Annotated in this window: 17 protein-coding genes and 1 pseudogene; 8 read left to right on the forward strand and 10 right to left on the reverse strand. The window is 67.0% G+C overall.

The annotated features are described in order from the left end of the window. Positions 1 to 516: Chromate resistance protein ChrB (locus tag QH195_RS35105; protein ID WP_348537362.1), on the reverse strand; the 516-nt coding region annotated here is incomplete at its 3' end. Between the two features lie 169 nt (positions 517 to 685). On the opposite strand from QH195_RS35105, the gene chrA reads away from it, so the two are divergent. Next, a complete protein-coding gene (gene chrA, locus QH195_RS28575; protein ID WP_280437667.1) occupies positions 686 to 2,089 on the forward strand; it encodes a chromate efflux transporter in 1,404 nt (467 codons plus the stop codon). A gap of 135 nt (positions 2,090 to 2,224) precedes the next feature. Here chrA and QH195_RS28580 read toward each other — a convergent pair whose 3' ends face one another. Next, a complete protein-coding gene (locus QH195_RS28580; protein ID WP_280437668.1) occupies positions 2,225 to 2,995 on the reverse strand; it encodes an SDR family NAD(P)-dependent oxidoreductase in 771 nt (256 codons plus the stop codon). 162 nt (positions 2,996 to 3,157) lie between these two features. On the opposite strand from QH195_RS28580, the gene QH195_RS28585 reads away from it, so the two are divergent. Continuing rightward, positions 3,158 to 3,691, forward strand: a complete 534-nt coding sequence (locus QH195_RS28585) for a VOC family protein (RefSeq protein WP_280437669.1) — start codon at positions 3,158 to 3,160, stop codon at positions 3,689 to 3,691. Positions 3,692 to 3,715: 24 nt separating this feature from the next. Here QH195_RS28585 and QH195_RS28590 read toward each other — a convergent pair whose 3' ends face one another. The 4 genes from QH195_RS28590 to QH195_RS28605 form a co-directional block, all read right to left on the reverse strand. Further along, positions 3,716 to 4,222, reverse strand: a complete 507-nt coding sequence (locus QH195_RS28590; protein WP_280421408.1) for a hypothetical protein — start codon at positions 4,220 to 4,222, stop codon at positions 3,716 to 3,718. Between the two features lie 145 nt (positions 4,223 to 4,367). Continuing rightward, the gene (locus QH195_RS28595) at positions 4,368 to 5,225 is read right to left on the reverse strand and encodes an ATP-binding cassette domain-containing protein (protein WP_280437670.1); all 858 of its coding nucleotides are present in this window, start codon (positions 5,223 to 5,225) and stop codon (positions 4,368 to 4,370) included. Then, entirely contained in the window at positions 5,222 to 7,024 is a 1,803-nt protein-coding gene (locus QH195_RS28600) for a dipeptide/oligopeptide/nickel ABC transporter permease/ATP-binding protein (RefSeq protein ID WP_280437671.1), read from the reverse strand. Before QH195_RS28600 ends, QH195_RS28595 begins: the two co-directional genes overlap by 4 nt. After that, complete coding sequence (locus QH195_RS28605) at positions 7,021 to 7,962, reverse strand: ABC transporter permease (RefSeq protein ID WP_280437672.1); 942 nt, start codon at positions 7,960 to 7,962, stop codon at positions 7,021 to 7,023. Before QH195_RS28605 ends, QH195_RS28600 begins: the two co-directional genes overlap by 4 nt. A gap of 643 nt (positions 7,963 to 8,605) precedes the next feature. Between QH195_RS28605 and QH195_RS28610 the strand changes: the two genes are divergently transcribed. Together QH195_RS28610 and QH195_RS28615 are read left to right on the forward strand one after the other, a co-directional pair. Further along, positions 8,606 to 9,298: an MspA family porin gene (locus QH195_RS28610; RefSeq protein WP_280437673.1), complete on the forward strand. Its 693-nt coding sequence runs from the start codon at positions 8,606 to 8,608 to the stop codon at positions 9,296 to 9,298. Positions 9,299 to 9,360: 62 nt separating this feature from the next. Beyond that, positions 9,361 to 10,017 carry an MspA family porin gene (locus QH195_RS28615; RefSeq protein ID WP_280437674.1) on the forward strand — a complete coding sequence of 219 codons (657 nt, stop codon included), beginning with the start codon at positions 9,361 to 9,363 and terminating at the stop codon, positions 10,015 to 10,017. 106 nt (positions 10,018 to 10,123) lie between these two features. On the opposite strand, the gene QH195_RS28620 is transcribed toward QH195_RS28615, so the two are convergent. Continuing rightward, a complete protein-coding gene (locus tag QH195_RS28620; protein WP_280437713.1) occupies positions 10,124 to 11,419 on the reverse strand; it encodes a mannitol dehydrogenase family protein in 1,296 nt (431 codons plus the stop codon). A 41-nt stretch (positions 11,420 to 11,460) separates the two neighbouring features. Next, the gene (uxaC, locus tag QH195_RS28625; RefSeq protein WP_280437675.1) at positions 11,461 to 12,885 is read right to left on the reverse strand and encodes a glucuronate isomerase; all 1,425 of its coding nucleotides are present in this window, start codon (positions 12,883 to 12,885) and stop codon (positions 11,461 to 11,463) included. Between the two features lie 183 nt (positions 12,886 to 13,068). Between uxaC and QH195_RS28630 the strand changes: the two are divergent. Further along, positions 13,069 to 13,578, forward strand: a pseudogene (locus tag QH195_RS28630) (lactate racemase domain-containing protein); the annotation flags it as partial. Positions 13,579 to 14,171: 593 nt separating this feature from the next. Here QH195_RS28630 and QH195_RS28635 read toward each other — a convergent pair. Further along, on the reverse strand, positions 14,172 to 15,257 hold the full coding sequence (locus tag QH195_RS28635; protein WP_280437676.1) for a LacI family DNA-binding transcriptional regulator: 1,086 nt from the start codon (positions 15,255 to 15,257) through the stop codon (positions 14,172 to 14,174). A gap of 223 nt (positions 15,258 to 15,480) precedes the next feature. Here QH195_RS28635 and QH195_RS28640 point away from each other — a divergent pair, with 223 nt between their 5' ends. Continuing rightward, entirely contained in the window at positions 15,481 to 16,086 is a 606-nt protein-coding gene (locus QH195_RS28640; protein ID WP_280437677.1) for a TetR/AcrR family transcriptional regulator, read from the forward strand. Positions 16,087 to 16,127: 41 nt separating this feature from the next. Here QH195_RS28640 and QH195_RS28645 read toward each other — a convergent pair whose 3' ends face one another. Next, positions 16,128 to 17,126, reverse strand: a complete 999-nt coding sequence (locus tag QH195_RS28645) for a LacI family DNA-binding transcriptional regulator (protein ID WP_280437678.1) — start codon at positions 17,124 to 17,126, stop codon at positions 16,128 to 16,130. A gap of 208 nt (positions 17,127 to 17,334) precedes the next feature. Here QH195_RS28645 and larE point away from each other — a divergent pair, with 208 nt between their 5' ends. Together larE and larB are read left to right on the forward strand one after the other, a co-directional pair. Next, positions 17,335 to 18,198, forward strand: a complete 864-nt coding sequence (larE, locus tag QH195_RS28650) for an ATP-dependent sacrificial sulfur transferase LarE (protein ID WP_280437679.1) — start codon at positions 17,335 to 17,337, stop codon at positions 18,196 to 18,198. Beyond that, entirely contained in the window at positions 18,195 to 18,872 is a 678-nt protein-coding gene (gene larB / locus QH195_RS28655; RefSeq protein WP_280437680.1) for a nickel pincer cofactor biosynthesis protein LarB, read from the forward strand. The genes larE and larB overlap by 4 nt, the downstream gene beginning before the upstream one ends. Positions 18,873 to 18,891: the final 19 nt, after the last annotated feature.

Raw genomic sequence — 18,891 nt, forward strand, 5'->3', positions numbered from 1 at the left:
CGGTTGGGAGACCCCACCTTCCGAGCAATCCGGCTGGGGCACCGGCCAGGCCGGACAACAAGGATGGGGCGCCGACCAGCCCGGCGGCCAAGGATGGGGCGCCGACCAGCCCCGGCAACAGGGATGGAGCGGCGGACAGCCGGGACAGCAAGACTGGGGAGCCGAGCAACCCGGGCAGCACGGGTGGGGTGTCGGGCCGTCCGGGCAACAAGGCTGGAGCGGTGCCCAGCCCGGGCAGCCGGGTTGGGCCGGGGCTACCCCCGGGGTTTTTGGGGGGTTCGGGGCTGCGCCAAGCGCCGGGGCGCGGGGGCGCCCCCCCCGGGCCGGGGCGGCACGGGCCAGCCACACCATCGCCTCCCCGCCCCCGTCGACGATCTCCTCGGCGATCCAATCCAGCTGTTCGCGGGTCCGCGCGTCCGCGGGCAGTGTCACCACCCCGTCGCCGAGCTGGGCGACACCGAGTCGTTTGAGTTTGCGCCATACCGTGATCCGCGCCGTCGACGGATTGCGCGGCATCCGATACGAGAGCAGTACCCACTGCCCGGCGGCGTGTGCGCTGGCAGCCGGCGTGCTGTTCGCCCTCGTCGCCTCTGACTCGTCTGCGGCCACACCCCAACCCTAGCGCAACCGTGGTTGCAATTCTTCTCACATTCCAGAACACTGCAACCACGGTTACATTTCCCGCATGGATCCGATCGAAAAAGGGGAACACCCCGTGTTACGCGACACCACCACGCCAGACGTCATCCCGCTACGCACCGCCACCAAGGCATGGTTCCTGATCTCGCTGCAAACATTCGGCGGGCCGGCCGGCCAGATCGCAGTCATGCAACGCATCCTGGTCGACGAAAAACACTGGATCGGCCAGCAGCGCTTCCTGCACGCCCTCAATTACTGCATGCTGCTCCCCGGCCCCGAAGCCCAGCAACTGGCCATCTACATCGGCTGGCTACTCAACGGCCGCCGCGGCGGGATGATCGCCGGCACCCTGTTCGTCCTGCCCGGCATGCTCGCACTCCTGGCACTCTCCGCGATCTACGTCGGATTCGGCGACACCACCCTGGTCACCGCACTGTTCGCCGGACTCGCCCCCGCCGTCGTCGTCATCGTCGCCCAAGCACTGCTACGTGTCGGGCGCCGCGCCCTGCACCATCCCGGCCTCGTCGCGATCGCCGCCGCAGCGTTCGCCGCGCTCACCTTGTTCGCGATCCCGTTCCCGATCGTCATCGCCGCCGCCGCGGCCGCCGGCTGGGCCCTGGCCCGCACTTTCCCGGCAGCACTGGCACCCACCGGGCACGCCGGTGACGCCGGCACCGGGTCCGCGCCACTGATCTCCGACGACGCCCTGCACCACGAACCCCCCTCGGCCCGCCGCAACCTGGCCGTGCTCGCGATCGGCCTGCTCATCTGGGCCGTCCCCGTCGCAGCCGCCGCCGTATTCCTCGGCACCACCCACACACTCACCACTCAGGGCCTCTTCTTCTCCGGCACCGCCGTGGTCACCTTCGGTGGCGCCTACGCCGTGCTAGCCTTCGTCGCCCAACGCGCCGTCGAGGTCTACGGCTGGCTCTCACCCACCGATATGGTCCGCGGCCTCGCCCTCGCCGAATCCACTCCCGGACCGCTGATCATGGTCGTCCAGTTCGTCGCGTTCCTCGGCGCCTATCACCACCCCGGCACTCTCAACCCCTGGGTCGCAGGCCTCCTCGGATCGTTGCTCACCACCTGGGTCACCTTCGTGCCCTGCTTCCTGTTCATCCTTCTCGGCGCCCCCTACGTCGAACGCCTCCGCCACAATCGCGCGCTCTCCGCGGCCTTGACCGGTATCACCGCCGCCGTCGTCGGCGTCATTGCCAACCTCGGCCTCTACTTCGCGCTTCACACATTCTTTGCCGGCACGCGCACAGTCGGCGCGGGCCCGTTGAGCATGCAGCTCCCGGTTCTCGACAGCGTTCACCCGATCGCAGTGTCCATAGCGGCACTCGCGGCCTTGCTCATCTTCAAGCTCGACTGGTCCATGCCTCGCGCACTCACCGTCAGCGCCGCCTTCGGACTCCTCGCCGGATCGGCCGGTCTGCCGCTGACCTGACCGCACGGCACTTCCCCGCCGATCCGACCACGTGGCGGCGGTGCGGTCTACAGCTCTTGTAGCCCGCCGTCGCCCGCCGCGGTACGTGCGGGCCCCGCCGACTCACCCTGGGGCGCTATCAGGCAGTAGTCCAGGTCAGGGCATGCCACCGTCGGAACGCAGCGTGGCCCCGGTGGTGAAACTGGAGGCGTCCGAGGCGAGGAACAACGCCGCCCCGACGATCTCCTCCGGGCGTCCCGGACGTTGCAGCGCGTGAGCGGCGAAAGGATTGTCCTCGGGAGCGATATCCTCCAATTTCCAGCCGGCGGTGGCCTGGGTCAGATGTGGCCCCGCCATCAAGGTGTTGACCCGCACCGTCGGCCCGAATGCCAGTGCCAGCCCTTCGGTCATCGCATTCAGACCGGCTTTCGCGGCCGCGTACGGGACGATCGACGGCCGCGGCCGAATCGACCCCGAGGAACTGATATTGATGATCGAGCCGCCTCCAGCGGCGACCATATGCTCCCCCACCAGCACCGACAGCCGGAACGGGCCCTTGAGATTGAGGTTCAGCACGGAATCGAACAGCTTCTCGGTCACCGTATTCAGCGAATCGTAGACCGGCTGCATACCCGCATTGTTGATCAGTACATCAACCCTGCCGAAGCGAGCGTATGCGGCATCGACCAGACCGTCGAGCTGGTCCCAGCGGCCTACATGCGCGCTGTAGGGCAGCACCGCCCGCCCGGTTTCCCGCTCGATCTCCGCGGCCGTCCCCGCGCAACTCTCGTAGTTCCGGCCCACGATCACCAGATCCGCACCGCATCGTGCAGCCGCGAAGGCCATCTCGCGGCCGAGCCCCCGGCTACCGCCGGTGATCATCACCACCCGCCCGCTCAGATCGAACAGCCTGTCGGCATAGCCCATGACACCTTCACCTCGAACTCGGGCCGGGAGGCCGGCTCGTCCTTACCGACCAGGCCTCAGACTGACACTCTCCATTTCAAGAATGTTATTCTGATCAATGAGAGTGACATACTCTCGGCGGTGTTCACAAGTCACAGCGGCCCACAAGAGATCCGAGAGGCCATGAGAAGTTCGAGCGTGCCGGTGCAGTTACCCGGCCCAGTACGGCAGATCGGCTACGTGGTCACCGATATCGAGGAGCAGATCCACTCCTGGCTCGGCCTCGGCGTGGGTCCGTGGTACATCCTGCGAGGTCTGTCGCAGCAGTCGCTCTATCGAGGATCGGCCTGCGAGGTGACGGTCACGATAGCGTTCTCCCACTCGGGACACCTTCAGGTCGAGCTCATTCAGCAGCATGACGACACCCCGAGCATCTACACCGAGTTCCTCGGCGGCGGACACGGTGGCTTCCATCAGCTTGCTTGGTGGGCAGACGATTTCGATGCGGCAGTCGCGTCGATCCATGCCGCCGGCCATCCCGTGGTCTGGTCGGGAGGAGCGCCCGGGGGAGCTCGTTATGCCTACTTCGAACCGCCGACCGGTCCCGCACCGATCATCGAAGTCAGCGAATACACCCCGGGCACGGCTCGGCTCGCCCGGATGGTCCGAAACGCCGGCGAAGAGTGGGACGGCAGGGATCCGATCCGCTCCCTGTGAACAGGCAACCAGGCCCGCGGGTGTTCATCCACGATCACCGCCGGCCGAGAGTTCACACCGGCGGAACCGTTCGACTGTATCGGTGCGAACCGGTTCGCACGCCGCGGTCAGGGCCGCGGATTTGAACGCACGGGCAGCCGAAGTGAGTCGATGCCGCACCGGTATCGCATGCGCCCGGAACTCCCCCGGCCAGCGAGTTCCCCACAATGTCACCTCCTGCGCCAGCGACTTGTCGAGGAGCCGGAGCATTCCCTCGTGGACGCGCGTGTCCGAGGTGAGCAGTCCGGCGTCGACGGCGACAGCCTGTGGTCTGGCTCCGGGCTTCGCGGACGTCAGGCCGAACTCGATATCCACCACGCGTACGCCGAGGATGTCCAGTGGGCGCGTATCGGCGCAGTCGGCGACGAGCACGGTCACGTCCCAGCCGGACATCGCCCGGTCGAACAGCCATCCCCCGGCGTCACGCACCACCGTGCCGGCGGTCGGCGCGAGGGCGACCAGTCGCGGCCGCAGCGTTCGCCTTCGGACCACCCCAGTGTCTTTACCCTCGCCCGAGTACACACGCCAGGCGTGTCGACCGGCAGGGCCGGCTGACAGATCGACCACGATATTCGCTCCCATGGTAGTAACCGGTATCGGCCGTGCTCGAATTCACCCGGACGGGAATCCGCTCGGGTCATTCGGCAGGTGACCGGCCCGCGGCAGGGCCGGTCTGTTCGGCCAGTCGGCGACGCTCGGCCCGGCGGCTCCGCTGCCGCACCGGGTCCGCGACCGGGGCGGCGAGCAACAGGCGCTGCGTATACGGGTGGTCCGGGGTCGCGGTGACGACCCGGGCAGGGCCTGTTTCCACGATGTCGCCCCGGTACAGCACAGTGACACGATGGCTGATGTGCCGGATCACCGCCAGGTCGTGGGAGATGAACAGGTAGGACACGCCGGTCCGCCGCTGTATTCCGTCGAGCAGCTCGAGGACCCGGGCCTGAGTGCTGAGGTCCAGCGCCGAAACCGGCTCGTCGCAGACTATGAGTTTCGGCTCGGGAGCCAGCGCCCGGGCGATGGCGATCCGCTGGCGCTGGCCGCCGCTGAACTCCCGGGGCAGCCGAGCGGCAGAATTACCGGGTAAGCCGACCTGATCGAGCAATTCGGATATTCGCGACCGCGCGATTGCCGGCGCGATTCCCTGTACTACCAGCGGTTCGCTCAGGATCTCACCGATCGTGAGGGAAGGGTTGAGCGAGCTGTAGGGGTCTTGGAACACCACCTGGATATCGCGGGCCAGCTCCCGGCGGCGCTTTCCCTTCACATGCGTGATGTCTGCGCCACCGAACCGGATGGTACCGGCGTTCGCGGCGGCCAGCCCGAGCACGGAGCGGCCGATTGTCGACTTGCCGGAACCGGATTCGCCCACTAGTCCCAATGTTTCGCCGACACCGACCGTCAGCGAAACACCGTGCAGCACCTCCACCGGCCGCGCCCGCAGACCACGGCCCGGATAGGTGACGCGCAGATCGTTCACTTCCAGCAACGCGCTCATCGCACCGTCTCCCTGATCGCTGTGGCCTCGTCCCCCGGTTCACTGCCGGGCTGTTCGCCGCGCACTACGGTGTCGTCGAGAATGGAGCCGAGCAGCGTCCGGGTGTATTCGTGCCGTGGACCGGCGAACAGCTCCGGTGTGGTCCCGGTTTCGACGATCGCACCCCGCTGCATCACCGCCACGCGATCGCACAGATCCGCCACAACGCCGAAGTTGTGCGTTACCAGCAGCACCGACATATTCAAACGCTGCCGCAGGTCGTGGAGTAGATCGAGGATCTCGGCCTGAACGGTGACATCCAACGCCGTGGTCGGCTCGTCGGCGATGAGCACCCTCGGCCGTGCGGCCACGGCGCCGGCGATGAGGACCCGCTGTGCCATACCTCCCGAGATCTGGTGCGGATAGGAATCGAAAGTCCGTTCGGGATCGGTGATTCCCACCTGATCGAGCATCGACAGCACCCGGCGCCGCGCGTCCCGCCGCGGCATCGGCGTGGCCGCTCGGACGGATTCCACGAGTTGCGCTCCGACCGTGAAAGACGGGTCCAGATTGCTCATCGGCTCCTGCGGGATGTAGGCGATCGTGCGCCCGCGGAGCGCCCGCAGTTCCCGCTCCCGCAACCCGAGCAGTTCGCGCCCGTCCAGCTCGATGGAACCGCTGGTCACCACGGCTTCGCCGGGGAGGACACCCAGCACGGCGAACGCGGTTTGCGTTTTCCCGGAACCGGACTCACCGACCAGACCGAGCGTCTCTCCCTCCGCCAAGTCGAAACTGAGATCGCTGACCACCTCGCGCAACTCGCCGGTCGGTGCCGGATAGGAGATGCTCAGGTTCCGCACCGTCAGCACGCCGCCCGATCTGTCGACAGCCGATGAACGTGCTGTCGGCCCGGGCGCCCCGGTGAGCCGGGGTGGCCGGGGTTTCGTACCGCCCTCGAGGGTGTCACGTAGCGCGTTGCCGAACAGCACCAGCGCCGAGGTGATCACCCCGAGAAGAACGCTGGGCCAGACCAACTGCACCGGTTCGACGTACATGTTGGCGAATCCCTCGGCGATCATCGCACCGAAGCTCGGTGTGGTGCTGGAGCCCACTCCGAGGAAGGCGAGACCGGCTTGCACATTGACAGCGGTGGCGGCCAGGAACGCGGAGGCGATGATCACCGGTCCACGCACCCGGAACAGAATGTGCCTCGCCAGGATCCGGTGGTCCGGTAGCCCGGACACCCGTGCGGCATCGATGAAGAGCTCGTTCTTGACCCCCAGTACCTGGTTACGCACGATCCGATAGATGCCCGGGGACAGTATGACGCCGAGTATCGCCATGCTGGCCCGATAGTCGCCGTGGGTGACCGGCATCAGGATGATGAGCAAAAGGAGCCCGGGAAAGGTCATGAACAGGTTGAACACCCATTCCGTGGCACCGCGGACGCGGTCGCCGAAGTATCCGCCTACGAGCCCGAAGATTATTCCGATGGCAAGTGCGATCCCCGGCGCGATGAGCGCGGAAACCACGCTGGTATTGACCGAATGGAGAAGTCGCGCAAAGATATCGCGGCCGTCTTTGTCGCCGCCGAGTAGGTAGCCCGGGCTACCGGGGTCGGCATTGATGGCATCGAGCGACGCGGCGTTCGGCTCATGCGCGGCGAGTACCGAGCCGATCACTCCCGACAGCACAATGACCAGCAGCAATCCGGCGGTGACGACTGCTTGCGGATCCCGCGAAAGTCTGCGCAGTACGGAGGTCCGTTCGACGGTGTCGGGCGAGGCGGCAGTCTCCGGACCGGAGAGCTTCGTGCTCAATGGATCCTCGCTTTCGGGTTGAGCCAGCCGTTCAACAGATCGACGACGAGGTTGACCCCCACGACCAGCATGACCACGAAGGTCGTCACGCCCATGATGACCGGCACATCACCCTGTAGTGAGGCGTTGAAGGCATAGCTGCCGTACCCGGGGAGGGCGAAGATGTTCTCGATGATGAGGGCGCCGCCCACCATGGTGATGAATTCGAGGGACAGGACCGTCAGCGCGGGCCCGACCGCGTTGCGCAGGGCATGCCGGAGCACGATCGATCGCATCGGTAGCCCCCGTGTCCGCAGGGTGCGGACGTAGTCCTTGCGCAATTCGTCGATCATCGCGCCACGCACCTGCGCGGTGAGGCCGGCTATCCCGGCCACCGTCAGCGCCGTCACGGGGATGGCGATGGTGCTCGCCCACCGCGCGGGATCGTCGCCGAAGCGCGCGAAACCGGTAGCCGGAAACCAGCGCAGCCAGATGGCGAGCACATAGACCAGAACGATGGCCAGCAACAGGTTCGGCACCAGCAGGCCGGTCATCGAGATTCCTTGGGTGATCCGGTCGATCGCACCACCCCGGGTGGCTGCCAGCACCCCGAGGGTCAGGCTCACGACCGCGGTGAAGAACACGGCGACCACCACGATGGACAGCGTGACACTCAACCGTGCGGTGACCGCGGATTCGACCGGTTCGCTGGTGAAATAGGAGACGCCGAAGTCACCGCGCACGGCGTGTAGCAGCCAGTCGACGTACTGCACCGGCAGCGGCCGGTCCAGCCCCATCGCGGCCTTGCGCGCTTCGATGGTCTCCGGCGTGGCGGCCGGACCGAGCAGGCCGGCCACGACGTCATCGAAGGTCAGGCTCAGCATCGAGAAGGTGATCATCGTGACGAGCAACGCCAGCACAACACCGGCGGCGAGGCGACGCCCGGCATATCCGATCATCGTGGGGCCTCGTTCCCAGGTCCGCGGACGCCGGTAGCACCCGCCACCGGGCCGGTCGGTGCGGCGGACCGGCCGGCCTTGTCGTCGGCGCGCCTCGTAAGCCGATCCGTCTCCGGGCGGAAAGTGTGTGCGGGGCACCGTCCGGCCACAGCTGGCGCGGGGCGGCGAACGAAAGAGGAGCAGGTGGTTCCCGCGTTCCGAGCAGCGAGGGAAGGCACGAGCAACCGTGGACTGGGCGGTTGATCAAACATATGGGGCGAACTTCCTTGTTCTGCGATGTGGGTCCATTACGCGGCCGGAGACCCCCGTCACACAAGGAGTTGCCGTGTGTTGCCACGCCTGGGCAGTACACCGGACAACCGTCCAGCTCCTGAGCCACGCGCCCACCCGCGCCTTACGGCAACTCGCGGCAACTGGTTGCCCCTGATCCCATCCGTCATCAACCATGACCACACCATGTGACCGGCGCCACTGGATCCGGAAGACCGCTTCTCGGCGGCGCGGCGCTCAGGCCTGAAAAGACCGCCCAGCCAGGAAAAATCCGGGGACTTCGCCCGTCACCACCTTCCGGCGTCATCCGCCGGAACCGGCACTTTCCGATCTCCGGCACGACCGGTTTCCCATCGAGATGAGGGTCCAGCAAATGAAAGCAACAATCCCGGACCGCGTGCGCACCGCCGCATTCCGCAACGGCGCACGCCTGGCAGGAATCGGTACGGCCGTCACGGTGATCGTCGGCCTGTTGTCCGCCGGCGCGGCCGACGCCGACACCTTCGTACCGCTGCCGGACGGACGGACGGATGCCCCCGGGGCCACGCTCACCCGGACCGCCGAGCGGGCTGTGGTATCTCCTTCGATGGCAGCCAACGGCGCAGGACGTGTGGTGTGGGTGTCGGGCACCGTCACCGCCGATGTCCGCGCCACCCCTACCGTCGAGCGCCCCGGTCCGTACAGCAGCCCCGGGAACCAGCCCGGTACCAACAACTCCTCCACCCACGGCGCTACCCAGGTGAACACGGGCTATATCGTCGGCTGCCAGGTCAGCATCGGCGACAAGGCCATCTCCGCAGGTCTGTCGGGCAATGTCAGCACCAACGGGGCCGGGTTGAGCGGCTCCGCGGGTATCCAGCTCGGTCCCGGTGACGTCGAGTTCGTCCGTATCGGCTTCAAGGACATTCTCGGGCCGGGCGTTTACAGCCTCGGCTACCGCGATTTCGAAATACAGATCCAGGGTTGTGGCGGCTACGCCCAGGCCCGCTCCTACACGGTCCTCGAGATCATCGGGGACCACTACTCCAAGACCACTCTGTACGGGGCTCCGTTCAGCATCGGCTGATCAGGGCGAACTTTCAGCACAGCTCCCGGCCTGGCCGATTCGAACCCGGAGGGGTTAGCACCATGATCCACCACAGGAAATCCACGCTCATCGGACTTGCCGCCACGGCAATTCTGGGATTCGCGGCCACCGGTGTCGCCGAAGCCGACACCTTCGTCCCCCTACCCGGCGGCAGCATCACCGAAAGCCTCGGCGACGGCACCACCGTCACCGTGCGCATCGCCGCCGAATCCGCCACGATCAGCCCGTCGCTGGGCGCGACACCCCTGCATCGCAATGCCTGGGTATCGGCCAGCGCGCAGGTCGAGCTTTCCGCACCGGCTCGCACGGCAAAGATCAAACCGGGGTACGTGGTCGGCTGCCAGGTCAATATCGCCGGCGGCGGGGCGAACGGCGGCGCGAACTACAGCTCCGATTGGGAAGGCCAGAGCCCATCGGCCGGCGGCAGTCTCGGCGGAAATCTCAGCCTCGGTCCAGGACAGGCGAAAAAGTTCTACCTCCTCGACCTCGAGGCGCCCGATGCCTTCGGCGCGGAATCGCATCGGAACTTCGCGCCGTTCCGGGGCACCACCGGCAGCGTCACCTGGAGCAACAGTACGATCGGCCTCGCCGGCTGCGCGGGCTACGCGCAGGCCCGGGCGTTCGTCGAGGCGGAGGTGGAGACCGGGACCGCCAAAGAGGTCGTCACGGTATGGGGTCAACCGTTCAGTCTGGGCTGACCACCACCGATCACCCCGTTCATGCGGTGGACGTGTGCATTTTCCCCGTTGCGGAATCGAGGATTCGACGGGTGCCACGTCTACCGCCCGGGAATTCCCGGCACAGTCATACTCTCCCGCACAAATTTTCGGCTTCCCGGACGACAGCCGCCGCCAGCTCGCTGTCCGCGCCGAGCGCGGGATCGAGACCCGACAGGGCCGCCCGGACATCCGGTCGCACGGCTGCGCGGACATCCGATAGGCCGGTACCGCGCGCCGCGATATGGCAGGCCCAGCCCGCCAACGCCCGGACGGCCCCGGCCGGTATGCGCCCGGCTGCTCGTTCTCGGCGTAACACCGGCAGGATCCGCACCGGCAACTTCTGCGCACCGTCGCGCGCTATCTGGGAAAGATGGTGCTGTATACGGTGATTCGCGAAACGGCTCATCAACTCCGTTCGGTAGCGATGCACTTCACCGGCCGGGAGATCGATATGCGGTGTCACCTCCGACCACCACTGTTCGACCCAGGCCCGGCACACCGGATCCGCCACGGCGGACGCCACGGTTCGATGCCCACGCAGCGGCGCGGTGTACGCCAGTAGCGAATGAGCACCGTTGAGCATCCACAGCTTTCGCTGTTCGTAGGCGGCGATATTCCGTGTGAAGACGGCACCCGCCGTCTCCCAGCGCGGGCGACCGGCCGGGAACTCGCCGCACAACACCCACTCGTGGTACGGCTCGGTCACCACCGGTGCCGCATCGTGGTAACCCGTGACGGATTCGGCCAGTAACGAATCCTCGCCACCGCCGGCCGGCGTGATTCGATCCACCACACTGGTGACGAACGAAACGCTCGACTCTATCCACATCGCGAGATCGGGAGCCACATATCCGGCGAACTCCAGGACTACCCGTTTCAGAGCCGGCCCGGTTACGGGGAGATTGTGACCCCGCACCCCCCCGATAGGGCCGCCCGCCCCCGGCGGCCCCGGCGCCGCCACCCCTCCCCCCTGGGGGGCCACCGCGGGGGCCCCCGGCGAATCCACTTCGGTGCCAAGTGCCGCCAGGTCGGCCCGCACCGACGGGTCGGAGTGATCGAGACCGCCCTCGGCGTTCCGGGTGTAGCCGGCCTCGGTGACGGTCAGCGACACCACGCCCACCATCGGCTCCGCCAGGTAGGTCTGCCAGGCAGAATGGTCGGTCGCCCGGTGGGCCCGGGAGATAGCGGGGACGATCTCGAATTCGTCCGTTCGACCTCGGGTGATCAACGTGTACAGCCCACCTTGGGCATCGAGTCTCGCGGCGAGATCCGAACCGCGGCCCGCGAATGCGGCGATTCGCCATTCCTCGGCGTCCGAGGCCCGTGCGGTGTACCAGGCTTGATGGGCGCGGAAGAAATTGCCCAGCCCGAGATGAATCATTCGCACCGGCGCGCCCGGCGACGGGCGCCCCAGCCGCGGTGTCACAGCTTGAAGACCCGGCGCGGCTGCTCGCACACGAGTCCCTGAAGTGTGGATATCGCCTCGTCGTCGGATAGCTGATGCCGAGCGACCAGCTCGGCCAGCCGGCTCGCATCGAGCCGCCGGGCCATATCGTGCCGAGCCGGGACCGAGCAGAAAGCGCGGGTATCGTCGACGAACCCGGCGAGTTTGCCGAATCCGGCAGTTTCGGTGACCGCGCGATGGAAGCGCCCGATCGCGTCCGGAGCATCGAGGAACCACCAGGGCGCACCGGCGAACACAGTGGGATAGAAGCCTGCCAGCGGTGCGATCTCCCGGGAGAACGCCGTTTCATCGGCGGTGAACAGGACGAGATTCAGATTCGGATGGGTACCGAAGTTCTCCAGCAGACTGCGCAGGGCGTCGGTGAATTCCACCCGCAGCGGAATATCGTGTCCGGTGTCCGCGCCGAAGGCCACCGCGGTCGGCTGGTGATGATTTCGGCGGATCGCGGGATGCAGCATCATGGTCAGGCCGTCCTGCGTCGACATCCGGGCCATTTCGAACAGCATATGTCGTCGGAAAGCCGTCGCCGCCGCCTCGGATACGGTGCCCGATCGGGCATCACGGTAGATGCGGCGCGCTTCGGCGGGCGCCAGAGGATCGGCGCGCACGTCTTCGTGACTGTGATCGCTCGCAGTGGCACCGTGGGAAACGAAGTAGCGCCGACGCTCCTCGAGCGCCGTCACGTACCCGGCATAGTCACCGGTGTCGACACCGGTGGTGGCGGCGAGCCGGTCGACGTCCCGGTTCCATTGCGGCTGCGCGGGTTCGAGATAGCGGTCGGGCCGGAAGGTCGGTACCACCCGACCCCGCCACGTCGGATCCGAGCGCAACTGTCTGTGCGCCGACAGGTCGTCACAAGGATCGTCGGTGGTGGCCAGGACATCGATGCCGAACCGTTCGTACAACCGCCGCGGCAGGTATTCCGGTTGCCGCAAGCATTCGGCGATCCGGTCGTAGATCGCATCGGGCCGTCCTCGGCCCGGAGGTTCGGCGATATCGAATATCCCGCTGAGCTCGCTCTCCAGCCAGTAGCGGACCGGTGTTCCCCGGAATACCCACCAGTGGTCGCAGACGATCCGCCAAATCGCGCGGGCCTCGGCTTCGTCCAGGATCTCCCGCCCGACCCCGAGTGCGTTCAACGGCACCCGATGCGCGTGCAGCACACGCGTGACGTAGTGGTCCGGCGTGATCAGCAGGCTCACCGGGTCGGGAAATGGTTCGTTGTCCGCCAGCAGCCGGGCATCCACATGACCGTGCGGCGAAATGATGGGCTCGTCCCGCACGGTCGCGTGCAGGCGGCGCGCCAGTGCACGAACACCGGGATCGGCCGGGAACAAGCGATCCGGATGTGTTCCGCGGGACGGCCGGGAATCAGCAGCCATGTCCGCCATGCTCTGCGGAACCGGTGGTGACCGACAACCCCTTGCCCCGAGTTGCCGTAGTACGTTGCCGATTCGCTCGCCGGCGTGCATCGTCCGACCGGAGCATGCGAAGAAAGTGAGGGTGTGACCGTGCCTCGCGTATCCCTTACCGGCCACAACGGCGCCGACCTGTCCGAAGACGATGTGCGCGCCTTTCTCACGGAACAACTGGACGGGCTGCACCTCGACGAGCGCAGCGTCTGTCTGGTGGTTCCCGACGCGACCCGTAGTTGTCCCCTACCGATGCTGTTATCGATTCTGCACGCCGAATTGTCCGGCCGCGCGAGCCGGATCACCGTGCTCATCGCGCTCGGCACCCATGCGGCGATGGACGAGGAACGGCTGGCCACCTGGCTGGGTTATCCGGCCGGCGGCTGCGCGGACCGCTACCCGGGTCTCACCGTCCGCAACCACGAATGGTGGGATCCGGCGACTTTCGTCACCGTGGGCCGAATCCCGGCCGATCGTATCGGGGAACTGTCCGACGGTTTGCTGCACATCGACGTGGAGGTGCGGATCAACCGGGCAGTAGTGGAACACGATATGACGATTGTTCTGGGACCGGTCTTTCCACACGAAGTGGTCGGATTCTCCGGCGGGTACAAATACTTCTTCCCTGGGCTGTCCGGCCCCGAGGTGATCGATGTATCGCACTGGCTGGGCGCCCTGATCACGAGCCGGGACATCATCGGGACCACGGGCATCACACCGGTCCGGGCACTCATTCACGAGGCCGCTGCCCTGGTACCCGGCGAACACCATGCGCTGTGCCTGGTGGTGCAATCCGGCACCGGCCGCCTGCGCAGCGCGACGTTCGGCGACCCGCTCTCCGCCTGGGCCGCCGCAGCAGAGATATCGGCGGACACTCACGTGCGCTACCTCGACGCACCGGTACGTCGCGTACTCTCGCTGATCCCGGCGAAGTACGACGATATGTGGACGGCCGCCAAGGGCTTCTACAAGGTGGAACCGATCGTGGCGGACGGCGGGTCCGTCGTCCTGTACGGCCCGCACATCTCCGTGATCTCACAGATGCATCCGGAGATCGAGGAGATCGGCTACCACACCCGCGACTATTTCGTGAAGCAATGGGACCGTTTCCGGCATCTGCACTGGGGCGTACTCGCACATTCCACCCACCTCCGCGGGGCAGGCACCTACGACGAGCACACCGGCGAACAGTGCCGGGTCACCGTTGCGCTGGCCACCGGCATTCCGGAACACCGTGTGCGAGCAGCGAATCTCGACTACGTCGACCCCGCCACGGTGGAACCCGGACTCTGGGAAGCCGACGCCGATACGCTGGTCGTGCGCGAAGCCGGCGAAGTCCTCTTCCGGCTGCGTGGACCGGCCGACCCACGCACGACCAGCTGAGAGGTCAGCGAGACCACCGGAGACGCGGGCAGCGGTTCCGCCTTCATCGCCCGCTCCAGCTCCTGGAACGCGGCGGTACCCATCGCCCGTAGCGGCGTCGCCACCGTCGTGAGCGGCGGGGAGCAGAAATCCGAGCCGAAGACATTGTCGAACCCGATAACGCTCGTCCGATCGGGTACGCGGATGCCGGCGTGCCCGAAGCCCCGGAGCAATCCGATGGCCAGCAGGTCGTTGTAGGCCAGCACCGCCGAAGGCACCCGGCGCGCCATCGCCTCGGCCGCTGCCAGCCCACCCGACACCGTCGGCAGATTCGGTCCGGTGCGGGCCACTCGCAGCCCCAGTTCACCGGATACGTCGAGAATCGCGCGCCAGCGGGCACCGTTGACCCACGATGCCTCGGGCCCCGCCACGTAGGTCACCGACCGATGTCCCATTTCGGACAGTTGCCGGAGGGCTGCTTCGACACCGGAGGCGGTGTCCGGCACAACCGATCGAGTCCCGGCGACGACCCTGTTGAGGACTACGGTGGGCCGTTGGGCGGCCACTGCTCGAATCGCCCGGTCGGATAGACGTGAGCTCGCCAGCACGATCCCGCCGACGGCGGGCAGGAGACGGTCGAGCAGGGTCCGTTCGAGGGATTCCGATTCCTGGGTGTCCGCCAGCATCATCGTGTAGCCGGCCGCACCGGCCGCTGCCTCGACACCGCGGATTATGGCGAAGAACACCGGATTGGTGACATCGGAGACCACCAGCGCGACGGTGGACGACGCCCCGTTCTGCAGCGCACGGGCCAGGGGGTTCACCCGATATCCGAGGTCCGCGGCGACCTGGTGGATTCGTGCGGCGGTCGCTGCGCTCACCCGGCCGGGCCGTGCGAACGCCCGTGACACGGTCGACGGCGCAACCCCCGCAGCGGCGGCGACATCGTAGATCGTGGGTGCGCGCCCGGCTTTCTCCATGATGTGGGTGACGCTAGCCCCGCGGCGACCTCGGTGGCAACCGATTGCCATGTGCGGGCAACTGGCGGCAATCCGTTGCCCGGACGATCGAAGTCCCCGCTGAATGATCGGTACCGATCGTCCATGCAGAGTCGATCTGCCGAGATTCCCAGCTCCGGGTGAAGGGCGCACAATGAACGACAACCGCGACAACGAGGTTGGGACCGGGGGTAGCGTCGGCCCGGTGACGACTCGACAACGGCGTGGCCCTTACCGTAAGGGGCTCGAACGGCGGGAACAGATTCTCGAGACCGCACTGAGTGTTTTCGCCGAGTACGGCGATCGTGGTACTTCACTCCAGGAGATCGCCGACAGGGTGGGCGTGACCCAGCCGGCACTGCTGCACTATTTCGGGTCGCGCGAGGAGCTGCTGCTCGCGATTCTGCAACGGCGCGACGAACTCGGGATCGCGATCGCCCGCCGGTCCGATGATCCGATCGCCGCCGCCACCGAATCCGTACGACGCAAACTCGACGAGCCCGGCATCATCAAGTTGTTCGTCGCCCTTTCGGCGGCAGCTACCGATCCCGGGCATCACGCACACAGCTACTTCGTCGACCGGTATCGCACCATCGGGACCTCGGTGACCCGGTCACTCGAGGACGGCAAGCAGGGCGGGTGGGTACGCGAGGACGTTCCCGTCGAGCATATGGCCCGCCTTCTCCTCGCGGTGATCGACGGTCTACAGGTCCAGTGGCTCATGGATTCGTCGATCGATATGACGGCGATGGTCGACACCTTTGTCGCCATGTGCTCCCGTCGCACAGACCCGGGCGGTGACCAGGACTGATGGCACAGGCGGCCGCCGACCGTCCCGGGACCGGTCCGCGGTCACCCGCACGGTCCGGTGGATTCCCGGACGACGAGTTGCGGCGGTACCGAGACCACCGCTCGCGAATCGGCCGATTCACTGCGGACCAGGTGACGCAGTTCGCGAAACGCCGCCGCGCCCATCGCGCGCAGCGGGGCGGCCACGGTGGTCAGCGGCGGCGAACAGAAGTCCGAACCGACGACATTGTCGAAGCCGATCACGCTCATATCGTGCGGTACCCGCATCCCGTGGCCGCGCAGTCCACGCAGCAGGCCGATGGCGATCAGGTCGCTGTAGGCGAGTACGGCGCTCGACGACTGGCGCAGTACCGCTGTCGTCAGATCCCGCCCGCCCGACATCGTCGGTGGACACGGCCCGAGTCGGCTCACCTTCAAGCCGAACTCGGCGGAGAGATCCTGCACCGAACGCCATCGCATACCGTCCACCCAGGACGCCTCCGGTCCGGCGATGTAGGTCACCGACCGATGCCCGAGTCCGGCCAGGTGCCGGAGCGCGCCGCGGACGCCGACGGCGGTGTCGGGCACGATACAGCGCATCCCGGCAACGATCCGATTCAGTACGACGATCGGGCATTGGCTCGCAACCGTGCGCACGGCGCGGTCCGGGAGACGTGAACTGACCAGTACGACCCCGTCGACATCCGGAACGATGCGGTCCAGCAACTTGCGCTCCAGCATCGCGGATTCTTGTGTCTCGGCCAGCAGAACCAGGTAGCCCGCCTCCGCCGCCGCGGCTTCCACACCGCGGATGGTGGCGAAGAAGCCCGGGTTCGTCACGTCGGGAACGACGAGTGCCAGTGTGCCGGTCCGGCCCTTCGCCGGTGCGACCGGCCGCGGGGCGGTCCGGTAGCCCATTCGCTCCGCGACTTCGTGGATATGCGCCGAGGTCGCCGCGCTCACGCGGCCCGGCCGGGAGAAGGCGCGTGACACCGTCGACGGTGCGACACCGGCCTCCTGCGCGATGTCGTAGATGGTCGGTGACGAGGTCCGCTGTCGCACCGGTTCCGTGGCCGCGGCGCCGCGTGCATACTCGGGGGCACCAAAATTTAGCACTACAAGAATTTAGCGTGCCAGGACCGCATGGATGACCACTTTGCGTGGACTCCGCATCGGGAAAACAAGTCAGGGCAACCGCTTGCCGCCCCTGGGCGGCCTGGGTCTGAATAGGCGAACACACAGAGTTACCGGATGTGAGGGAGAACGGCATATGAGCCAGCGGCACATCGCGGCACCGATCCGGCTTTCCGGCGCACTAGCCCGGGCCGAACGCCGTGTCGCCGCCCGGTTACGGCACTGCGGACGGCTCGGCGTGGCGATCTCGGGGGGCGTCGACTCCGGAGTGCTGCTGGCACTGGCCGTACGGGAACTGGGCCCGGACCAGGTATGTGCGATTCTCGGCGTATCCCCGAGTCTCGCGCAGTCCGAACGCCGCAGCGCACACCAACTCGCAGCCTTTCTCGGCGTGCGCATCGTCGAGCTGACGACGGGTGAAGGGGATGTGCCCGCCTACCGCGCCAACGGCCCGGACCGCTGTTACCACTGCAAACATGCACTGTTCCAGGGCATCACGACAACTGTGCTGGACCAGGAAGGCCTGGAAGCCATCGCCTACGGAGAAAACGCCGACGATCTCCGCAGACCTGATCGCCCCGGCGCACGGGCGGCCGCCGAATTCGACGTCCTGCGTCCGCTGGCCGAGGCGGGCGTGGACAAGTTCACCGTCCGCAAGCTGGCGCTCGCTCTCCAGTTGCCTTGTGCGGACACACCGGCCGCACCGTGCCTGGCATCGCGGATACCGCATTTCGCCGAAGTCACCCCGGATAAACTCGCACAGGTCGAACGCGCAGAGGAAGCGATGCGGTCCTTGGGCTTCCGTGATCTCCGGGTGCGACATCACGGCGATATCGCACGTATCGAACTATCGGACGACGAGTTCGAGAAAGCCGTCGTCGAGCCGGCCCGCACCCGGATCCGTGCGGCGATACAGGCGGCAGGATTCCGTTTCGTCACCGTAGACCTCGCGGGCATCCAGTCCGGCGCGTTCACCCTGCCGTTGGTGGAAATCCGGTGACTGCGTCCTGGCCGGCACCACCGATCTTCGCCCGGCTCGACCACGACCGCGCCGGCCGTCGCGGGTACCCGGAGGCCATCTTCTGTCGCGGCAAGACGGTTGCGCAGCTCACCGCCATCGCCGCCGAGGTCCGTGAGCACCCGCATACGGCGACATTGTTCACCCGGGCCGAGCCCGAACAAGCCGAGGCGATCCGGAGCGTGCTTCCCGACGCCGCCCACCACACCGACGCTCGTCTGGTCGCCTGGCCACCCGCGCCCCCACGACCGAGCGGGGGCCGCGTCGTGGTCGTCACCGCCGGCACGTCCGATCTGCCGGTAGCCCTCGAAGCACATCTCACCGCGACCTACCTCGGCCGCGGCTCCGAGCTGATCGCCGATGTCGGAGTAGCCGGACTCCACCGAGTACTCGCTCATCTCGAGGTGCTGCGCCGCGCGCGAGCGCTCGTGGTGGTGGCCGGTATGGACGGCGCACTACCCAGCGTCGTGGCCGGCCTGGTCACCGCGCCGGTGGTCGCCTTACCCACCTCGGTCGGATACGGTGCGGCATTCGGAGGTATCGCACCGCTGCTGTCGATGCTCAACTCGTGCTCGCCCGGTGTCGGTGTGGTGAATATCGACAACGGTTACGGTGCAGGACATCTCGCTGCCCAGATAGCTGCGCCGTTCACCTGACGGGGAAGGAGTCTCCAGC

The sequence above is a fragment of the Nocardia carnea genome, from assembly GCF_029868855.1.
GTDB classification, from domain to species: Bacteria; Actinomycetota; Actinomycetes; order Mycobacteriales; family Mycobacteriaceae; genus Nocardia; species Nocardia carnea_A.